At 72.6% G+C, this 18,958-nt stretch carries 17 protein-coding genes; 9 read left to right on the forward strand and 8 right to left on the reverse strand.

The window, feature by feature from the left end; genetic code table 11:
• Positions 1 to 506: 506 nt before the first annotated feature.
• Together msrB and Manayef4_RS11125 are read right to left on the reverse strand one after the other, a co-directional pair.
• The gene (gene msrB, locus Manayef4_RS11120; RefSeq protein WP_011436682.1) at positions 507 to 926 is read right to left on the reverse strand and encodes a peptide-methionine (R)-S-oxide reductase MsrB; all 420 of its coding nucleotides are present in this window, start codon (positions 924 to 926) and stop codon (positions 507 to 509) included.
• Complete coding sequence (locus tag Manayef4_RS11125; protein WP_011436683.1) at positions 923 to 1,441, reverse strand: hypothetical protein; 519 nt, start codon at positions 1,439 to 1,441, stop codon at positions 923 to 925. The genes msrB and Manayef4_RS11125 overlap by 4 nt, the downstream gene beginning before the upstream one ends.
• 96 nt (positions 1,442 to 1,537) lie before the next feature.
• Here Manayef4_RS11125 and Manayef4_RS11130 point away from each other — a divergent pair, with 96 nt between their 5' ends.
• Positions 1,538 to 1,888, forward strand: a complete 351-nt coding sequence (locus Manayef4_RS11130) for an RNA polymerase-binding protein RbpA (protein WP_070131527.1) — start codon at positions 1,538 to 1,540, stop codon at positions 1,886 to 1,888.
• Positions 1,889 to 2,190: 302 nt separating this feature from the next.
• Here Manayef4_RS11130 and Manayef4_RS11135 read toward each other — a convergent pair whose 3' ends face one another.
• From Manayef4_RS11135 to Manayef4_RS11150, 4 genes are all read right to left on the reverse strand, one after another.
• Positions 2,191 to 3,012 (reverse strand): polyprenol monophosphomannose synthase, encoded by an 822-nt coding sequence (locus tag Manayef4_RS11135; protein ID WP_254665585.1) that lies wholly within the window; start codon positions 3,010 to 3,012, stop codon positions 2,191 to 2,193.
• A 130-nt stretch (positions 3,013 to 3,142) separates the two neighbouring features.
• Positions 3,143 to 4,735 (reverse strand): apolipoprotein N-acyltransferase, encoded by a 1,593-nt coding sequence (lnt, locus tag Manayef4_RS11140; protein WP_254665586.1) that lies wholly within the window; start codon positions 4,733 to 4,735, stop codon positions 3,143 to 3,145.
• A gap of 316 nt (positions 4,736 to 5,051) precedes the next feature.
• On the reverse strand, positions 5,052 to 6,698 hold the full coding sequence (locus tag Manayef4_RS11145; protein WP_011436687.1) for an amidohydrolase family protein: 1,647 nt from the start codon (positions 6,696 to 6,698) through the stop codon (positions 5,052 to 5,054).
• 91 nt (positions 6,699 to 6,789) lie between these two features.
• Complete coding sequence (locus tag Manayef4_RS11150; protein WP_217494108.1) at positions 6,790 to 7,230, reverse strand: Lrp/AsnC family transcriptional regulator; 441 nt, start codon at positions 7,228 to 7,230, stop codon at positions 6,790 to 6,792.
• A gap of 157 nt (positions 7,231 to 7,387) precedes the next feature.
• Between Manayef4_RS11150 and Manayef4_RS11155 the strand changes: the two genes are divergently transcribed.
• The 7 genes from Manayef4_RS11155 (at position 7,388) to Manayef4_RS11185 (ending at position 16,040) form a co-directional block, all read left to right on the forward strand.
• Positions 7,388 to 8,311 (forward strand): 5'-3' exonuclease, encoded by a 924-nt coding sequence (locus Manayef4_RS11155; protein WP_175443366.1) that lies wholly within the window; start codon positions 7,388 to 7,390, stop codon positions 8,309 to 8,311.
• Between the two features lie 350 nt (positions 8,312 to 8,661).
• Positions 8,662 to 11,022, forward strand: coding sequence for an HAD-IB family phosphatase (locus Manayef4_RS11160; protein ID WP_070131556.1), 2,361 nt, complete (start codon positions 8,662 to 8,664; stop codon positions 11,020 to 11,022).
• On the forward strand, positions 11,019 to 12,182 hold the full coding sequence (locus Manayef4_RS11165; RefSeq protein ID WP_070131555.1) for a zinc-binding dehydrogenase: 1,164 nt from the start codon (positions 11,019 to 11,021) through the stop codon (positions 12,180 to 12,182). The genes Manayef4_RS11160 and Manayef4_RS11165 overlap by 4 nt, the downstream gene beginning before the upstream one ends.
• Before the next feature lie 118 nt (positions 12,183 to 12,300).
• Complete coding sequence (locus Manayef4_RS11170) at positions 12,301 to 13,905, forward strand: lactate racemase domain-containing protein (protein ID WP_070131531.1); 1,605 nt, start codon at positions 12,301 to 12,303, stop codon at positions 13,903 to 13,905.
• A 115-nt stretch (positions 13,906 to 14,020) separates the two neighbouring features.
• Entirely contained in the window at positions 14,021 to 15,211 is a 1,191-nt protein-coding gene (locus tag Manayef4_RS11175) for a lysophospholipid acyltransferase family protein (RefSeq protein WP_023841333.1), read from the forward strand.
• 200 nt (positions 15,212 to 15,411) lie between these two features.
• Positions 15,412 to 15,819, forward strand: coding sequence for a hypothetical protein (locus Manayef4_RS11180; RefSeq protein ID WP_254665588.1), 408 nt, complete (start codon positions 15,412 to 15,414; stop codon positions 15,817 to 15,819).
• Positions 15,816 to 16,040, forward strand: coding sequence for a helix-turn-helix transcriptional regulator (locus tag Manayef4_RS11185; protein WP_070131533.1), 225 nt, complete (start codon positions 15,816 to 15,818; stop codon positions 16,038 to 16,040). The genes Manayef4_RS11180 and Manayef4_RS11185 overlap by 4 nt, the downstream gene beginning before the upstream one ends.
• Before the next feature lie 256 nt (positions 16,041 to 16,296).
• On the opposite strand, the gene Manayef4_RS11190 is transcribed toward Manayef4_RS11185, so the two are convergent.
• The gene (locus Manayef4_RS11190) at positions 16,297 to 17,646 is read right to left on the reverse strand and encodes an MFS transporter (protein WP_083282401.1); all 1,350 of its coding nucleotides are present in this window, start codon (positions 17,644 to 17,646) and stop codon (positions 16,297 to 16,299) included.
• 103 nt (positions 17,647 to 17,749) lie between these two features.
• On the opposite strand from Manayef4_RS11190, the gene Manayef4_RS11195 reads away from it, so the two are divergent.
• Positions 17,750 to 18,328, forward strand: coding sequence for a TetR/AcrR family transcriptional regulator (locus Manayef4_RS11195; RefSeq protein ID WP_070131534.1), 579 nt, complete (start codon positions 17,750 to 17,752; stop codon positions 18,326 to 18,328).
• Here Manayef4_RS11195 and Manayef4_RS11200 read toward each other — a convergent pair.
• Positions 18,313 to 18,759, reverse strand: coding sequence for a TM2 domain-containing protein (locus Manayef4_RS11200; RefSeq protein ID WP_083282404.1), 447 nt, complete (start codon positions 18,757 to 18,759; stop codon positions 18,313 to 18,315). The two genes, Manayef4_RS11195 and Manayef4_RS11200, sit on opposite strands and share 16 nt — an antisense overlap.
• Positions 18,760 to 18,958: the final 199 nt, after the last annotated feature.

The raw sequence follows: 18,958 nt of genomic DNA on the forward strand, positions 1-18,958 counted from the left end.
AGGGCGCGGCTGCCGAGCTGTTCAAGGCATGGGCGGTGACGGTCCGCTGGGGGACCGCGGACCGTGCCCAGGTCCCCCACATTCACTTCAAGATAATCAACAGTGTTGACGACATCTCACATGCCATGATCAAAAACAAAAACACCAACCAGCACCGGGGGAGTAAAGGCAGATCAAGCCAAGTTGATCATTGGTAGGCATGGAAGCCTCGTATGGCCGGTGACGGCCGGGTTTGACCGGYGGCATCCGGATGGGKGACATCGCTGGCCGGGGACGCCACCGGTCGAGGTGTGTCACGTTCAGCCGGGCCGGTGAATCAACTGCGGCTGAGCGGCCCGGGGCCGAGGAGGGGAGGCCCTGCGACCAGCTCTACTTGACATAATGCTCATTATCGGCGTTTTTGGTGGGTGGGGGAGGGCCCGGCGTGAACCCGCCGAGGTGTGGGCCCTGCTTCCCTGTGCCTGGCAGCCCGGGCTGCGGGGGAAACGGTTTACCTGGAGGCGGCTTCAGTGGGGGTCGAGGTCGAGGGCGAGGCTGTTCATGCAGTAGCGCTGGCCGGTGGGGCCGGGTCCGTCGTCGAAGACATGGCCGAGGTGTCCGCCGCAGCGGGCGCAGCGGACTTCGGTGCGGATCATGCCGTGGGAGTGGTCTTCGACGAGTTCGAGGGCGTCGGCGACGGCAGGTTGGGTGAAGCTGGGCCAGCCGGAGCCGGAGTCGTATTTGGTGTCGGAGGTGAACAGGGCGGCGCCGCAGCCGCCGCAGCGGTAGGTGCCGTTTTCTTTGCTGTAGGTGTAGGCGCCGGTGAAGGGGGGTTCGGTGGCGGCGCGGCGGAGGATGGCGTAGCGCTCGGGGTCGAGTTCGGCGCGCCACTGCTCGTCGGTCTTGACGATTTTGTCGGGTCCGGTGGTGTCGTGGGGGTCGGTCATGGTGTCGTGGCTGCCTTTCTGCGGGTGGGAGTGGGTGGGGCGGGGTGGTGGTGCTCTCCCCCGGTGTCGATGGTCGGTGGTGGGTCGGTGTTCGGGTGGTGTCGGGGCAGGGCGAGGGGGACGGCGGCGGTGACGCCGCCGAGGGCGGCGGTGGTCATGGCGGTGCCGATCATGGGTGGGAGTTCGCCGCGGGTGGTGGCGGTTGCAAGGACGGCAACGTCCGCGGCGTCGGCGATCATTCCGGTCCACAGCCAGGTGGTGGTGTCGCGGCGGGTGATCAGGGCGTGGAGGAGGCCGGTGCCGAGGGCGAGGTCGCGGATGCCGGCGAGTCGGGCGAGCCAGGCGAGTCTGCCGGCTGTGACGCGGTCGACGCCGGTGAGGCGGATGATGTCGACGGGGCGGCTGAGGGCGAGGATGCCGATGGTGGCGCGGGTGATGCCGAGGGTGGTGGTGTGCAGGGTTCGGGAGTGGGCGGTGCGGTATTTTGTGGTGGAGTGGGAGCGTTGGGTGTTCATGGTTGTGTTGGTGGTCCTTCGTCGGTGGGAACGCCTGGGCTGGCTGGAACGTTATCGAGGGGTAGTTGCACACGTCTCGACGCTCGGAGGAGTTATATGGGCGAGCGCATCCTGCGGGGAAGCCGTCTCGGTGCTGTGTCCTACGAGACTGACCGCAGCACCGAGCTTGCCCCACGGCAGTCCGCGTCCTACGACTGTCCGAACGGCCACCAGTTCACCATGCCCTTCGCGGCTGAGGCCGAGGTGCCGTCGGTGTGGGAGTGCAGGGTTTGTGGTGGGGCGTCGGTCATCGTCGATGGTGAGCGGCCTGAGCCGAAGAAGGCGAAGCCGCCGCGTACGCACTGGGACATGCTGATGGAGCGTCGGACGACGGATGACCTTGAAGAGGTCCTGGCGGAGCGGTTGGCCGTTCTGYGGGGTGCCGGTACGGACAGGCGTTCAGCCTGATCGGCCTGATCGTTTGGGTGGTTGTGCGGTAGGGGTCGGGCGCGGGGTGGTTGCCGTGTCCGACCTTTCGCCGTGTCCGCGGTCGGTTCGTTGTGTCGTGTTCGTGGGGTGGGCTGCCGGRCACGGGGCGGGTTGAGMCGTGCCCGGGCGGCCGTGGTGGCCGCGTCGGGTCCGGCCGGGTGTCGCATCGTGTTGTGCCGACTGGTTGCGTGCGGCCTCGGGTCGGGTGTTGGGCGGTCGGGTGTTGGGCGGTCGGGTGTTGGGCGGTGGTGGGGGGCCGGTTCGGCCGGTGGGCGTCGGATTCAGGCGTGGCCGGAGGTGACGTTGCGGTCCTGGGTGACGTTGCGGTCCTGGGGGGTGTGGAGGGGCTCGTGGGGTGTGGTGTCGGTGGTTGTCTTCGGGGTGGGGCGGTGGCGTCGGGTGGTGGCGGCCCACCAGGCGACGCGCCAGAGGGCTTCGGCGACGACGGCGTTGCTCATCTTGGAGGTGCCGCGTTCGCGTTCGACGAAGGTGATGGGGACTTCGCGGACGCGGAAGCCGCGGCGCCAGGCCTGCCAGGCGAGGTCGACCTGGAAGCAGTAGCCCTGGGAGGTGACGCGGTGCAGGTCGCGGTCGCGGAGGACGTCGGCGCGGTAGGCGCGGAAGCCGGCGGTGGCGTCGCGTAGGGGTATGCCGAGGGCGGCGCGGACGTAGAGGTTGGCGCCGCGGGAGAGCAGGAAGCGGCGCCGCGGCCAGTTGCGGACCTCTCCCCCGGGTATCCAGCGGGATCCGATGACGAGGTCGGCGTGGTCGAGGGCGGCGAGCAGGCGGGGTAGCTGCTCGGGTTGGTGGGAGCCGTCGGCGTCCATTTCGACGATGACGGTGTAGCCGTGGTGTAGTGCCCAGGAGAACCCGGCGACGTAGGYGGTGCCGAGGCCGGATTTGCCTTCGCGGTGCAGGACGTGGATGTGGTCGTCGGAGGCGGCGAGTTCGTCGGCGATCTTCCCGGTGCCGTCGGGGCTGGCGTCGTCGATGACGAGCAGGTCGACCGTCGGGTTGGCCGTCCGCAGGCGGCGGGCGGTGTCCGGTAGGTTGTCCCGTTCGTTGTAGGTCGGGACGCAGACGACAACGCGGTTGGGATCCACGCGCTTCCTCTCCTGGTCAGGGACCATGTCCGCGGTGGTGTCTGCCCGGGTGGCGTCACGGTGGGTGGCGCTGTCGGTGTCGTTTCGCGGGGTCATGGGGTTTGGTGGTGTGCCGGCTACGGGGTGGCGGTCATGTCGGTGTTGGCGGTGTCACGGTCCGGGCCGTGGGACGGGTTCGCCGGGCGTGGATCACCCCTGCCATCATGGYGGTCAGGCCGAGGGCGATGAGAACCGCCTCCGGGAGGATCCCGGCCTGGTCGGCGAGGGTGCGGGTGGTGCGTCGGGGTAGCGCGGCGGTGAGGATGCCTGCTTCGTAGAGGCCGGTTTTGGCGAGCAGGGTGCCGTCGGGAGTGATGAGGGCGCTTTCACCGCTGGTGGAGACCTGGACGGTGGCCCGGCCGTGTTCGACTGCGCGCAGACGTGACATGGCGAGTTGCTGTTGGCTTTCACCTTTGCGACCGAAGGATGCGTTGTTTGTCTGGATGACGAGGATATCGGCGCCGTGGTTGACGGTGTCGCGGACGAGGCCGTCGTAGGCGACTTCGAAGCAGATGATGTCTCCGATGGTGGTGCCGGCGGCGTGGAGCGCGCCGGGGGTGGTGCCGGCGAGGAAGTCGCTGGGCATCTCGTCGGCGAAGCGGTGGATGAGTTTTTCGAGTAGGGCGCGGCCGGGGAGGTATTCGGCGAAGGGGACGGGGTGGCGTTTGACGTACATCTGGCCGGTGAAGCCGTCAGCGGTCCAGATCATGCCGGCGTTGCGGAGGTGGCCTGGTCCGGGGCCGCCCAGGACGGCGCCGACGAGGAGGGGGGCGCCGGCGGTGCGGGCGGCGGCGCGCAGGGCGGTGGCGACGGCGGGGTTGGTGAGGGGGTCGAGGTCGGAGGAGTTCTCCGGCCACAGGACGAGGTCGGGTTGTGGGTGTGTTCCGGTGGTGACGTCGGTGGCGAGGTGCCTGGTGACGGTGACGTGGTTGGCGGTGACCTGGAAGGCGCGGCCGAGGGCGCGGTAGCCGCCGTCGGCGGGGACGTTTCCCTGGATGGCGGCGACGGTGAGGGTGCCGTGCTCGGGGGCGGTGGGCAGGGGTACGAGCAGGCCGGTGAGGGTGAGGGCGGCAGTGCCGAGGATGGGGGCGGCGAGGCGGCGGGCCGTGGCGGCTGTTGGGAGGGTGCGGGGGGTGGGTGTGCCGCGGGCGGGGGTGGTGATCCTGACGATGGTGAGGGCGGTCAGGGCGCCGGTGGCGGCGACGGCGGCGGTGACGGCGGGGGCGCCGCCGAGGGCGGCCAGGGCGGTGAAGGGGCTGTCGGGCTGGGTGAAGGCGAGTCGTCCCCAGGGGAAGCCGCCGAAGGGCGCTCGGCTGCGCAGCGCTTCCTGGGCGACCCAGACGGCGGCGGTCCACAGCCAGGCGCCGGGTAGCCGCCAGACGAGGGTGGTGGCGGGGGCGACGAGGGCGAGGATGGCGGCTTCGGCGAGGGAGAGCACGAGCCATCCGTCTGCGCCGACGAAGGAGACGAAGCGCAGGAGGGGGATGCAGAAGGCGAGGGAGAACAGCAGTCCCAGGCCGTAGGAGGCGCGCAGACGCCGGTTGCGGACGGCGAGGGTGAGCAGGGTGACCGCGACGGGGGCCAGGGGCCAGCAGCCGACCGGTGGGGTGGCGAGGTAGAGCAGGGCGCCGCCGAGGAGCGCGGCGAGTGGGCGTCGGGTGTGGCGGATCAGGGTGGATCTCAAGGTGGATCTCAGGGTGGGTTGCGGGTCCGCCGGGTCTGGCCGCGGGCCCATGCCTGGTTCGCCGTTCACGGGTGGTTCGCCGTTCACGCGCGGTTCGGGGACGGCTGGTGGGATGGGGGCCGTGTCACCGGCCGCTTGGTGGGGCGGGCGGGCGGGCGGTGGGGTCACTGGACCAGTTTCGGTCACACGGGTCGTGCTGAGCACGCCGGTCCTGGTCGGCGGGCGTGTGGCGGCCCTGACGCTCGAAGCTGACTCGAAGCCGAGGGGGACGCGGCCGCGCAGGACGGTGYGTGGGCAGGTCGGGCGGGGCCGGTGTTCAGGTGAGGGTGTCGTGCAGGATGCGGCCGCGCAGGACGGTGCGTAGGCAGGTCGGGGCGGGCGCGGACAGGTCGGGCAGGGCGGCGACGGCGCCGCGGGGGTCGGTGGACCAGGCGGCGATGCGGTCGTCGGGGACCTGGGCGACGAGTTCGCCGGGCACGGCCCAGACGGCGTAGGTGGCGGGGGCGCCGGGGGCGAGGGTGCCGTGGCCGTCGGTGTCGGCGCGGGCGGCGCGCCAGCCGCCTCGGGTCGCGGCGGTGAACGCGGCGCGGGCGGAGAGGCGGGCGGTGGGGGTGTGGTGGGTGACGGCGGCGCGTATGGCGCCCCAGGGGTCCAGGGGGGTGACGGGGGCGTCGGAGGAGAACGCCAGGGGGATGCCGGCGCGGTTCATGGCGGCGAAGGGGTTCATGGCGGCGGCACGGGTGGGGCCCAGGCGGGTGGCGTACATGCCGTTCTCGCCGCCCCAGCGGGCGTCGAAGGCGGGTTGGACGCTGGCGACGAGGCCGAGGGCGGCGATGCGGGGCAGGTGGTCGGGGGTGGTCATTTCGGCGTGTTCGAGGCGGTGGCGGGCGGCGGTGATCTGGTTGTGGCCGAGGGTGGTGGCGGCGGCTTCGAGGCCGTCCAGCACGGTGGTGATGGCGGCGTCGCCGATGGCGTGGAAGCCGGCCTGTAGGCCGGCGTCGGCGCAGTCGAGGACGGCGTCGCGGATGGTGTCGGCGTCGAGGTGGGTGGTGGCGCGGATGTGGGGGATGTCGGCGTAGGGGGTGTGCAGGGCGGCGGTGTGGGAGCCGAGGGAGCCGTCGACGAAGGCGTCGCCGCCCCAGGCGGTGCCGAGTTCGACGGCGGTGGCGATGTCCCCGGCCCAGTAGCCGACGATGTCGGGTCCGGGGACGGCGCGGGCGTGGGCGAGCAGGCCGGCGAGGTCGTCGGCGGAGGAGATGTCGGGTCCGGCCATCTCGTGCAGGGCGACGATGCCGAGGGCGGCGGCGCGGGTGCGGGTGGTGTTCCAGGCGTCGCGGCGCCCGGTGGGGGTCAGGGTGGCGTCGGCGGTCCGGCGGGCGAGGTGGTGGGCGTGGCCGGTGACGGTGCCGTCGGGGTGCCAGCCGGGGTGGTGGGGGGCGCCGGATGCGGCGGCGAGCGCGGAGGAGATCACCGCGCTGTGGCCGTCGACGCGGGCGAGGTAGACGACCGCGCCGCCAGCGGCGCGGTCGAGGTCGGTGGCGGTGGGTGGGCGTGGGTCGTCGGTCCAGGTGGTCTCGTCCCAGCCGGTGGCGAACAGGGTGGTGGTGGGGTGGCGGTGGGCGTGTGCGGTGAGGGCGCACAGGGCGGCGGCGCGGGTGGGGGTGCCGGTGAGGTCGAGGCCGGACAGGGCCAGGCCGGTGGCGGTGGTGTGGACGTGGGCGTCGACGAAGGCGGGGGTGATCAGGGCGTCGTCGAGGTCGATGACGGTGTCGGCGTCGAGATGGGTGGCGACGGCGTCGCAGCCGACCCAGGCGATGGTGTCGCCGTCGGTGAGCATCGCGGTGGCGAACGGGTCGGCCGGGGTGTGGATGCGCCCGCCCCGGTACAGGATGGTGCGGGCGGGTCGGGGGGCGTCGTCGGTCACGGTGGTGAGTCTGCCGCCCTGGACGTGACGCGGATCCATCTGTTCGATCCGGGCGGTGGCCGTGCCCTGGTGCGGTGAGCGGCGCTCCGGTCCGGGGGCGGTCCGGGGCGGGGGTTGGTCCGGCGGGTGTTCACAGGGCGGGGGGGCGTCCTTCGTAGGGGGTGGAGAGCACGACCATGGTGCGGGTGGAGACGTTCGCGGCGGCGCGGATCTGCTGCAGCAGCGTCTCGAGGTCGCCGGGGGTGGCGACTCGCACCTTGAGCAGGTAGCTCTCGTCGCCGGCGACGCTGTGGCAGGCCTCGATCTCGACGATGTGGGCGAGCCGGTCGGCGGCGTCGTCGGGTTKGCTCGGGTCGATCGGTGTGATCGAGATGAAGGCGGTCAGGGGCAGGCCGACCTGGGCGGGGTCGACGAGCGCCGTGTAGGAGGTGATCACTCCACGCTGTTCCAGGCGTCGGACGCGCTGATGGACGGCGGAGACCGACAGGCCGGTGGCTCGGCCGAGGTCGGTGAAGCTCATACGCCCATCTCGGCACAGCATCTGCACGATTTGACGGTCGAGATCTTCCAGCACGTTCGGAGCGTATGCAGGAGGACGGGGGATGATGTGGATGTTTCTGGTCCGTGGTCTGGTCCCGTGGGGATAGCCGCTGGGATGGGTACCGGCTGTGTGCGGGGAGGGTGGGACGGTGTTTGTGGGTGAGCGGGCGGGGGCGGACGGTCGGCTGATGCTTGTCGACACCCCGTCGCTGTACTTCCGGTCGTTTTTCGGGGTGCCGCGTTCGGTGCGGGCTCCCGACGGCACGCCGGTGAACGCGGTGCGGGGACTGCTCGACGTGCTGGCCCGGCAGATCGGCGAGGTGCGCCCGAAGCGGGTCGTGGCGTGTTTCGACGCCGACTGGCGGCCGGCGTTCCGGGTGGCGCTGCTGGCGTCCTACAAGGCGCACCGGGTCGCCGACGTCGGGGCCGGCGAGGCCGGCGGGGGCGGGCAGGTCGAGCGGGTGGACGGCGACCTGCTCGCCCAGCTCCCGATCATCGACGAGGTCCTCGACGCGTTCGGGATCGCCCGGGCGGAGGCCGCCGGGTTCGAGGCTGACGACGTGATCGCGACGCTGGCGACCCGTCACCGGGGGGRGGTGGACATTCTGACCGGTGACCGGGACCTGTTCCAGCTCGTCGACGACGCGGCCGGGGTGCGGGTGCGGTACGCGGTGGAGAAGTTCGCGGTGGTGGACGAGGCGGCGGTGACGGCACGCTACGGCGTTCCGGGGCGGGCCTATGCCGATTTCGCGGTGCTGCGCGGTGATCCCAGTGACGGGTTGCCGGGGGTGGCGGGGATCGGGGCGAAGACCGCCGCGGCGCTGCTGACCCGGTTCGGGTCGCTCGCGGCGGTGCTCGCCGCGGTTGACGCCGACGGCGGCGCGGGTCTGCCGGCCGGGGCGCGGCGTCGGTTGCGGGGCGCCCGGGACTATGTGCGTGCCGCGGTGGGGGTGGTGGCGGTGGTGCGGGACGTGCCGGTGGGTGCCTTCGCTGATCTGCTGCCGGCGGCGCCGGTCGATCCGGCGGCGGTGGGGGCGCTCGCCGAACGGTGGGGGCTGACCGGTTCGTGCACGCGGCTGGTGCGGGCGCTGGCCGAGGCCGCGGGTGGCTGAGGCCGTGGACGGCCTCAGCCGGCGTGTTCGTCCGGTTGCCGATTGAGYGGGCGTGTTCGTCCGGCTGTCGCAGTGACGCGCAGGGTCATCTCGGCGGGTGGGTGGTGGGGCTGCCCGTCATGGCGCTGCCCTGGTGACGGTAGGTTTCCCTGCGTACCTCGGCGTGGGCACACGCAGGCGGTGCGCCGGTTGACGTCGCGGGGGCGGATCGTCGCCTACTGTTGCCCTCCGGGTGAGCTTCGGGTGGGCGGGTGCCCACCCGGACGAGCAGGGCCCAGGCGGCGCAGCGGTGCAGCGGATGCTCACCGGACGAGCAGGTGGCGGTGCAGGTGACGGCAGCGGAGGTCAGGGTGGGGCTGCGTGAGCGGCTCGCGGGCAGGCGGGTCCTGGTGACCGGGGTGACCGGGTTCGTCGGGGAGGCGCTGCTGGAACGGTTGCTGTCGGACTTCCCCGACACGGCGGTGGTGGCGCTGGTGCGGCCGCGGGGCAGTCACAGCGGGGCGGCGCGGCTGGCGCGGATGATGCGGAAGCCGGCGTTTCGCGGGTTGCGGGAGGGGTTGGGTGCGGCGGGGGTGGCGGCGCTGCTCGCCGAGCGGGTGGAGGTGATCGAGGGGGATCTGGCGTCGATGCCGGATCTGCCCGCCGACCTCGACGTGGTCATCCACTGTGCCGGGGAGGTGTCGTTCGACCCGCCGGTCGACGAGGCGTTCACCACGAACGTCGGTGGGGTGGCGGAGCTGCTGCGGGCGCTTGCGGCCGGGGGGGCCAGGCCTCATCTGGTGCATGTGTCGACGGCGTATGTGGCGGGGTTGCGTTCGGGGCACATCGCCGAGGGGCCGCTGGCCCATGACGTGGACTGGCGGGTCGAGTGGGATGCGGCGTCGCGGGTGCGCCAGCAGACCGAGGACGCCTCGCGGGCGCCGGAGTGTTCGGCGCGGTTTCGGGCGCAGGCGTCGCGGCGGTTCGCCGCCGCCGGGGCGCAGACGGTGTCGGCGGAGGCGGAGCGGCTGCGCCGGGCGTGGGTGGCGCGGCGGATGGTGACGGCCGGGGGTGAGCGGGCGCAGGTGCTGGGGTGGACGGATGCGTACACGTTCACCAAGGCGTTGGGTGAGCGGTATCTGGAGGATCATCACGGGGATCTGCCGTTGACGGTCGTCCGTCCCTCGATCATCGAGAGTGCGCTGCGCCGGCCGTTCCCGGGGTGGATCGAGGGGTTCAAGATGGCCGAGCCGCTGATCCTGGCCTATGGCCGCGGTGAGCTGCCGGACTTCCCCGCCTCCCCGGACGCGGTGGTGGACATCATCCCGGTGGATCTGGTTGTCAACGCGATCCTGGCGGCGGCGGCGGTGGTGCCGCCGGCGGACACCCCGGCCTATTACACGGTGTGTTCGGGTTTTCGTAATCCGTTGCTGTTTCGGGATCTGTACGCCTATGTGCGGGACTATTTCCAGGCCGATCCGTTGCCGCGGCGCGGTCGGGGGACGTTCGCGGTGCCGGAGTGGCCGTTCGCGGGGGCGGCGGCGGTGGAGGCGAAGCTGCGTCGCTCGGAGCGGCTGGTGGGGTTGGCGGGCCGGGYGTTGGAGCATGCCCCGCCCTCGGATCGGGTGCGCCGGTTTGCCGGGGAGCTGGAGCGGGCGGAGAGCCGGGTGGGGTTTCTGCGCCGCTACTCGGATGTSTACCGGGCGTACACGAAGGCGGAGCTGGTCTATGTCGACGACGCCACGGGTGCGTTGCACGCGGCGATGGATCCGGCCGATCAGGCGGAGTTCGGGTTTGATCCGGCGTGTTTCGACTGGCGGCACTATCTGCAGGACGTGCACTGCCCGGCGGTGACGGCGGTGCTGCGCCGGCCGCGTGATCCCGCGCCGCCGCGGCGGCTGTCGGGGCATCTGGCCGCCGGTGACGGGGTGCTGGCGGTGTTCGACCTGGATGGGGCGGTGGCGTCGGCGACGGTGATCGAGTCGTATCTGTGGATGCGGTTGGCGGACGCCTCGGCGCCGCGGCGGGTGCGGGAGCTTGCGTCGCTGGCGGTGGCGTTGCCGCGGTATGTGCGTGCGGAGCGTCGTGACCGGGGGCATCTGATGCGGTCGGTGTACGCGCGCTACGCGGGGGTGGATCCGGCGGAGTTGGAACGGCTGGTGGTGGAGGTCGCCGGGGACATTCTGCTGCGGCGGGTGAAACCGGCGGGGATCCGTCGGGTGCGTGAGCATCGGGCGGCGGGGCATCGCACGGTGCTGCTGACCGGGGCGGTGGAGGTGTTGACGCGGCCGTTCGCGCCGTTGTTCGACGATGTGGTCGCCGCGCGGCTGGAGGTGGGTGCGGATGGTCTGCTGACCGGCCGGTTGGAGTCCTCGCCGCTGGTCGGGGATGCGCGGGCGGCGTTCATTGATCATCATGCGCGGGTGTTGGGGGCGGATCTGGGGGTGTCGTGGGCGTATGCGGACAGCCAGTCGGATCTGCCGTTGCTGCGGGCGGTCGGTAACCCGGTGGCGGTGAACCCGGATCTCGCGTTGCATCAGGTGGCGCGGGGGGCGGGGTGGCCGATCGAGGAGTGGGCGTCGGCGGCCGGGGAGCCGCGTCTGGTCGTCGGGGACCGTCGGGAGCGTGGCCTGCGGGCCGCGGCGGCGCGGGCGGGGGCGGCGGCCTTGAGCTCAAGGCCAGGCCCGGGCACGGGGCCGGCGGGGGTCGTGGTGTCGGGGGGTGGGCGGTGACCCGCGGGTTGGAGCTGTATGCGTCGGTGTCGCGGCAGGCGGCGTCGCGGCTGGTCGGGGCGGGGCCGTCGGGGTGGTCGGGGCTGGCCGGGGTGGCGGCGCCGCTGCGCTATGTCGAGCATGGTGATCCGGTGGTGCCGGGTCCGGGGTGGGTGACGGTGCGGCCGCGGCTGGCGGGGATCAGCGGGTCGGATCTGGCGTTGGTGACGGGTCGGGTGTCGGCCTATCTGACGGCGATGGTGGGTCTGCCGTTCGTGCCGGGTCAGGAGGTCGTCGCCGAGGTGYAGGAGTCGGTGACGTTGGACGACGGGCGGGTGCTGGCGGCCGGGGACCGGGTCGTTGTCGATCCGGCGCCGGGCAGCGGTCCCGGGACCGGTGACGGCAGAGTCGGTGACGGCAGAGCCGGTGACGGCGGGTGGGCGCGGGGGGTGGGCGGCGGTGGGTGGAGCCGGGTGATGCTCGCCCACCGTGGGCAGCTGTGCCCGGTGCCCGCGACGTTGCCGGATGCCCGGGCGGTGCTCGTCGACCCGCTGGCCGCCGCGGTGCATGCCGTGGACCGGGCGCGGGTCGGCGCCGGGCAGCGGGTCCTCGTCGTCGGGGCGGGGGCGGCCGGGTTGTGCACGGTGCTTGCGTTGCGGGCCCATACCGAGGCGGGGCAGGTGGCGGTGGTGGCGAAGTATCCCCGCCAGGCGGAGCTGGCGCGCCGGTTCGGGGCGGACGTGGTGTTCGACCCGGACGGGGCGGTCGCCGGGGTGCGTCGGGCCACGCATGCGATGCGGGTGTCGCCGCGGGCGGGTGGGGCGTTCCTGCTCGGCGGGGTGGATGTCGCGTTCGACGCGGCGGGGCGGGCGTCGTCGTTGTCCACGGCGCTGCGCACGACCCGGGCGGGGGGGCGGGTGGTGCTTTCGGGTGTGCCCACGGGCCGGGTGGATCTGACGCCGCTGTGGGCGCGGGGGTTGGAGTTGGTGGGCGCGGCGCGGCGCGGCGCGGCGCCTTCGGTGCTGGCCCGGGCGTTCGCGTTGGCCGCCGGCGCCCCGTTGGACGGGGYGGTCGCGGCGACGTATCCGCTGACCCGCTGGCGGGAGGCGTTGGAGCACGCGTTGTGCGCGGGTCGGCTCGGTGCGGTGCGGATTGCGTTCGATCCGACGGTGGCGCTGTGAGCGGGCGTGCCGGGATCGGGCCGAGGGCCGGGGCGGGTGGGGTCATGGCGGGGCTGCGCCGCCGGGCGGGGCGCCAACACGGAGGGGTTGTCCCTTCGTGCCGGACGTGGAAGGGATCATGCTGGTGAGACCGGGGTTCGTGCTCGAGGTTGACGAGCGGACTCCCCCGCTGCTGGTGCACCAGGGTGAGGGCGTGCTGCTCGAGCAGTTCCCGCTCGGGACACGGGTGGTGTATCCGCCCGAGTCGCTGCCCGGGGTCGGTGACGTCGATGCGGCGATCGCCGCGGCGTTGGCGGCGCCGGTGGGCAGCGAGCCGCTGGCGGCGTTGCTGCGTCCGGGGATGYGGCTGACGATCAGTTTTGACGATCTGTCGACGCCGTTGCCGCGGATGCGTCGCCCGGATGTGCGGGGGCGGATCATCGAGGCGGTGCTGACGGCGGCGGCGGCGGCCGGTGTCGACGATGTGGCGCTGGTCGTGGCGAACGGGTTGAACCGGCGGTTGAGCGCCGGCGAGGTGGAGCGGATCGTCGGGGAGCGGGTGTTCCGCTCGTTCTGGCCCGGACAGTTGCGCAGCCATGACGCGGAGGATCCTGACAATCTCACCGTCGTGGGGGTGACCGACGCCGACGAGCAGGTGGAGGTTTCCCGCCGGGTCGCCGCCGCCGACCTGCTGGTGCACGTCGGGGTCGTGCAGAGCCCGGCGGCGGTCGGTGCGGGCGGGCTCGTGACCGGCCTGTCGTCGTATGCGACGCTGCGTCACGTGCACAGCGTCGCCGCGGCGGTCCGCCGCGTCGGCCTGCCCGGGGACGGCGCTGGCGGCGTCGGGGATGGGGGGGTTGGTGCGCCGCCGGGTCCGGCGGCGCGGATGGGTCGGCTGCTGTGCGAGGCGGTGCGGGTGTTCGCCGTCGCGGTGACGGTGAACGCCGCGACGGCGCCGGTGCACTATCCGTTCCTGACCCGCCGGGAGTGGGAGTGGTCGCTGGCCGATCAGGCGATGGCGGTCGGGCTGGGCCGTGGCCTGGAGCTGGTGGGGTCGCGGGCGCGCCGCCGGCTGCTGCGTGACTTCGCTGCCGACTATGCGGTCACCTCGGTGAGCGCGGGGGATCCTACGGCGGTCGCGGCGGTCGCGGCGGCGGCGGTCGACGCCCAGCAGCGGGTCACCGTCGATGGGCAAAGCGACGTCGTTGTCGTCGGGCTGGGCCCGTTCGGGCCGTTCGACGCGGGTGCGGTGGTCAACCCGGTGCTGGCGGCGCACGGCGCGCTCGGGGAGGTTTTCGGCCGGTACCGGGGGCGGCCGGTGGTCCGCGAGAACGGGGCGTTGATCGTCTACCATCCGCTGACGCCACGGTTCTCCCAGCTGCATCACCCCTCCTACGTGGACTTCTACGAGGAGGTGCTCGCCGAGTCGACCGAGGCTGCGACGGTGGAGGCGAAGTTCGAACGGCAGTACGCCACCGATCCCTGGTATGCGTCGCTGTATCGGACGTCGCTTGCTCATCACGGGGTGCATCCGTTCCACCGCTGGTATGAGGCGGCGCCGGCGATGGCCCATGTGGGGGATGTGGTGTGGGTGGGCGGTGATCGGGCGGYGTGCGCGCGGCTGGGGTTCCGGGCGGCGTCGACGTTGGCGGATGCGTTGGAGATGGTGTCGGGATCGGTGGGCCRTGATCCGTCTATCACCTATCTGCACTCCCCACCCCATCTGATCGCCGAAGTACGGTGACCGCGGGAGATGCGGGTCACGGATCGTGCGGTCGCCGGCTGGGACGCGGTGGCCATGCGCGGCGGAGCACAGGTGCCAGCGGTGGACCGGATCGGCAGGGGCAGAGGTGAACGGGATGGCGGGTAGGCCGCGACGGGGTGTGGGGCTGCGGGCGGTGCTGGCCGGGTGGCGGCCGGGGGGCCGCGGGCCGGTCCCGGGCAGCGCCGAGGCGCATCGGGTCCCCGAGGTGCCGCGGGAGTTCCCGACCGCGTGGGCGCGTCGCCCGGCGGCGCGGGCCGCCCGGGGGGTGTTTCTGCGTGGGGTGATGCGCCCGCTGCTGCGGACGACGCTGACGGTGGCGGTGCACGGTGCGGAGGCGTTCGACGGGGTCCGCGACACCCCGGTGATCATCGTGTCGAATCACAGCAGTCATCTGGACGCCCCGCTGCTGTTGTGCACGGTGCCCGGGTGGGTGCGGGCGCGTACGGTGGTGACGGCGGCGGCGGACTATTTCTTCGACAGTGCCTGGCGGGGGGCGTCGAGTGCGTTCGCGTTCGCGACGGTGCCGATCGAACGGCACGGTGGGGCGCCGTCGGCGACGCCGATGAACCTGCTGGGGGACGGCTGGAACCTGGTGATCTTCCCGGAGGGGACGCGGTCGCGGGACGGGGCGCGGGGCCGGTTCCGGTTGGGGGCCGCCTATCTGGCGATCAACGCGGGGGTGCCGGTGGTTCCGGTGGGGCTGCGGGGTGCGTACGCGGCGATGCCGCGGGGACGGTCCTGGCCGGTGGCGGGCCGTCCGCCGGTGTCGGTGCGGTTCGGCCGGCCGATGCGCCCCGCGCCGGGTGAGGATGTGCGGGCGTTCACCGCGCGGCTGGCCGCCGAGGTCGACCGGCTCTGCGCCGAGGACGCGACCTCCTGGTGGGAGGCGACGCGGGCGGCCTTCGCCTCGGGTCTGCCCGGTGCGGCTGGTCTGCCCGATACGGCTGGGACGGCTGAGGAGGCGCGGGTCGGGGATGCGGCGCAGGTGCCGGCGGCGCGCTCGGCCCCGGACGTCGCAGCGACCCCGGCGGGGTCCGAGCCGGCGGGCCGCACCGCCGGGGACCCCGGCGGTGCGGCCGGTGGTGGGGGCTTCCCCGGTCGGACCAGCCCGCGGGCGGTCCCCCGACCGGGTGGGACGGGTGGGACGGGTGGGGCCGCGGGGTCGGCGGCGGTCTCCGCGCGGCTGCGTGGCGCCCCGAACACCCCGACGGCGCGGTGGCGGCGGATCTGGGCGGCGACCGAGCCGGCGCCGCGCCCCGGGTCGCGTTCCCCCTGGCGGCGTTAGAACCGGGCCGCGGCTTGGCCCGGCGAGGTCGAGGATGGCCAGAGCGCGGGGCCGGTCTGCGCGAGATGGGCCAGGTAGGCGCGCGGGGACACCACGCCGGTCTCCTCTCACTCCTCCTACGTTGACGCCCAGGGCCGCCTATGACAAGCAAACTTGACTTTATGGAAAGTCGACTTTACATTCATGCCATGACCGATGACATGACCGATGAGACGCGGCGGGACAACGTGACACGCGCCGCCMGCAGGGCGATCTTCCTGGACGGTCTCCCCGTCGCCACCCTCGGCGGGATCGCTCTGGCCCTGGGCAGCGGCCCCGACCAGACCGCCGCCCAGAAGGCCTGGTGGCTGGGGGCCAGCGGCGCGTTCACGCTCGCCGTGGCATGGGTACTGCTGCGCGCCTTCCGCCGCGCCGACGAGTACCAGCGCAAGATCCAAGTGGAGAGCATGGCGATTACCTTCGCGGCAGTCCTGGTAGGGCTTCAGCTAGCCGCCCTGCTCGACGCCGCCGGCATCGTCCAGCTACGCCAGCTCACCCAGATAATCACCATCGGCGGCGTGGCGATGTGGCTGCTGATCGCAGACCTGCGCACCCGTCTACGCCGATGAAGAACCGGCTGCGCGTGCTGCGGGCGGAACGCCGGTGGAGCCAGGCCTACCTGGCCGAMCGATGCCGGGTGTCCCGGCAGACCATCAACGCGATCGAGACCGAACGGTACGACCCCAGTCTTCTCCTGGCATTCACCCTCGCCGACATCTTCAGCCTGGCCATCGAGGAGATCTTCATCCCCGACCGGTCAGGGACAACCACCGCCACCGACCGGCCCTGAGCTCGACCTCGGCCAACGCGCCCCAGCCACTCCAACATCGACACCCCGCTCCGTCGACAGATCGCCGATCACCGGCACGCACCGGCAGCACCGGTGACCACAGCGGTCCTGCCCTCCACCGCAAACAGCTCACCCGGACCAGCAACCTCGGGCCGCGCCCATGCCTCCTGCATGCCGCATCCCGCACTTCACGCTGCTGGCGTATCCCCAGTAGTCGGGACGCTGGCCGAAGACCGGCGGCTGATCCGCCGGACCGTCAGGCGCCGGGCGCCGGGCGCCGGGCGCGGGTGAGCAGGCCGAGAAGCGCCAGCGCGGCGAGGGCCATGACGACCAGGCCGTACCCGCGGGCGGTGGGCAGCAGCCCGTGGTGGGTGACCAGGTAGCCGGCGACGACCGCGGGGACGCCGAAGGCGAGGTAGCACAGCACGTAGACGGTCGAGAGCAGGCCGGCGCGTTCGTGCGGGGCGACCAGGGGGATCAGGACGCGCAGGCCGCCCTGGAAACCGGCGCCGAGACCGATACCGGCCAGCGTGGTGCCGACGAAGAACGTCGGGGTGGAGGGAAGGTCCGCGCCGAGCAGGGTGACACCGACGCCGACGAGCAGGCCCAGGGCACCGAGGAACATCACGGTACGGGCAGCGGTGTCGCGCAGGAGCAGCACCGTCAGGGCCGCGGTCACGGTGAGGGCGAAGACCGCGAGACCTCCCAGCACGACCCAGCGGGAGTCGACGACGAGACGGGCCAGGCTCGGGCCGAGGGAGAGGTAGAACCCGCTCAGGGCCCAGGATGCGACCAGGCAGGGCGCGGCGATCAGCAGGTCGCGGCGGGCGGCGGCGGGTACGCCGATGGTCGGGCGCAGCGACGCGAGCGCTCCGGGGATGCGCGGTGCGGTCTCGGGCATCGCCGCGACCCCGACCGCCTGGGCGAGCACGATCGCGCACAGCACCAGGTAGACCAGACGGGTGGGAGCGGGCAGGTAGGCCACGAGCAGACTGGACCCGAGGGCGCCCAGGGCCAGGCCGGTGAACGGGCCGACTCCGTTGGCCAGGGTGCCGCGGGCCCGGTCGAGGTCGAGCAGGCCGGCGCCGAGGGCGCCACTGGCGGCGCCGGTCGCCAGGCCCTGCAGAACGCGGCCGACGGTCAGTTCCCCCACCCCGCCGGCGGTGGCGAACACCGCCAGGGCGGCGGCGAGCAGCAGCGAGGAGGCGAGCAGCACCGGACGGCGCCCGATGTGGTCGGAGAGGGCTCCGACGGTGAGCAGCGCAGCGAGGACGGCCAGGGCGTACACGGCGAACACGACGGTCACGGTGATCGGGGAGAACCCCCAGMGGGCCTGGTAGACCGGGTAGAGGGGGGTGGGGGCCGAGGACGCGGCGAGGAACGAGCCGATCATCGACGTCTGCAGGAGGAATCCGGCGCGCGGGGACAGCCTGCCCCGGTGGGGCGCCGCGCCCGGGTCGGACGGGGCGTCGCGGGCCGCGGCCTGCCGCGGCAGGGCCACCGCCGGTACCGGGGCGGTGGCCGAGGACGGGGTCCCGTAACCGGCGGCGCCGGTCTGGCCGGTCTGGTCGGCGGGAAGGCCGGTGGCGATGGGTTGGGAGGACATCGGGTTTCCCTTCACCGGACAGCTAAAGCTAAGATTTTGCGTTAGCGCCCGACGGTACCCTCGGCCCGACGTTAACGCAAAGGATGTGCGTTAGGCTGGATGCGTGAGTCCGTCCGAGGGTCCGCGGCCCGGGGGGCGTAGCGCGCGGGTCCAGCAGTCCGTGCATGCCGCGGCGCGCGCGCTGCAGGCCGAGCGGGGTCGGCACGAGATCACGGTGCCGCTGGTCGCCGCCCGGGCGGGGGTGACCGCCTCCACCGTCTACCGGCGCTGGGGGGATCTGACCGAGCTGCTCGCCGACGTCGCCGCCGAGCGGCTGCGCCCGGAGACCCCGCCGGTGGACACCGGGTCGCTGCGCGGCGATCTCGCCGCCTACTGCGAGCAGTACCTGGAGGAGATGTCCTCCCCCGCGGGCCGGGCGTTCCTGCGCGACCTGGTCGCTTCCTGCGGCGACGACCGGCCGGCGTGCCGCTGTGACCTGTACATCCGCGAGCAGATCGGGGTCATCGTCGAACGGGCCGCGCGTCGCGGTGAACCCACCCCCGGGGTTGGTGAGATCGTCGAGGGAGTCATGGCGCCGATGATGTACMGCATCCTGTTCGTCGCCGACCCGGTCGATCTCGCCGACGCCCGCCGGTTGGTGGACGCCCTACTCGCCCGCGGCGGTGGTCAGCCGCGCGGGTAGCCGAGCCGGGTGTTGTACTCCTGGACCRCCGAGGCGGAGCTGACCATGGCGATCACCCACACGATGAACCACACCGGAACGGTGATGATCAGTGTGATGATGAAGAAGGAGAACATCCACAGGAACAGGTCGGCGATCAGAAGCACGACACCCGTGGTGGTCTTGCCGGCGTAGATGTGGCCCACGCCCAGCCACAGGAAGGTCAGCAGCAGCGCGACCGCGACCGACTTCGGCGGTACCGGCGGGTAGCCCTGGCCCGGRCCGGGACCCGGGAAGGGTTGCGGCGGGCCGATCGGATACGGCGTCGGACCCGGCCCGCCGGCCTGGCCGTGAGGCGGCGGCTGTCCGTACGGCTCGTATCCGTACGGCTCGTAGTATCCGGCCGGCCCGGGCTGCTGCGGTTGCCGGTGCGGATCGTCCCACCTTGTCATGTGACCCCCGATCTTGTCGGTGCACACTGTAACAGGATCATCCGGTTACGTGAATGGACCGGAATACCGGAACCGCGATCGGCATCCCCAACCTTCAGGAATGTGACATTCACCACACAAAGATCGTTATGTGGATAAACCTGTCGACAAGCCGGTGGGTAACCTGCCGCGACCCTGTGGATGTCCTGTGGGGCGATGC

It is taken from the genome of Frankia sp. CgMI4 (genome assembly GCF_001756285.1).
GTDB classification, from domain to species: domain Bacteria; phylum Actinomycetota; class Actinomycetes; order Frankiales; family Frankiaceae; genus Frankia; species Frankia casuarinae.

Bases quoted from the DNA above. Each gene is read 5' to 3' on its own strand.
- Manayef4_RS11175 (WP_023841333.1), top strand. From the start codon at position 14,021: ATGGCGGGTAGGCCGCGACGGGGTGTGGGGCTGCGGGCGGTGCTGGCC.
- Manayef4_RS11125 (WP_011436683.1), bottom strand. From the start codon at position 1,441: ATGAACACCCAACGCTCCCACTCCACCACAAAATACCGCACCGCCCAC.
- msrB (WP_011436682.1), bottom strand. From the start codon at position 926: ATGACCGACCCCCACGACACCACCGGACCCGACAAAATCGTCAAGACC.
- Manayef4_RS11145 (WP_011436687.1), bottom strand. From the start codon at position 6,698: ATGGATCCGCGTCACGTCCAGGGCGGCAGACTCACCACCGTGACCGAC.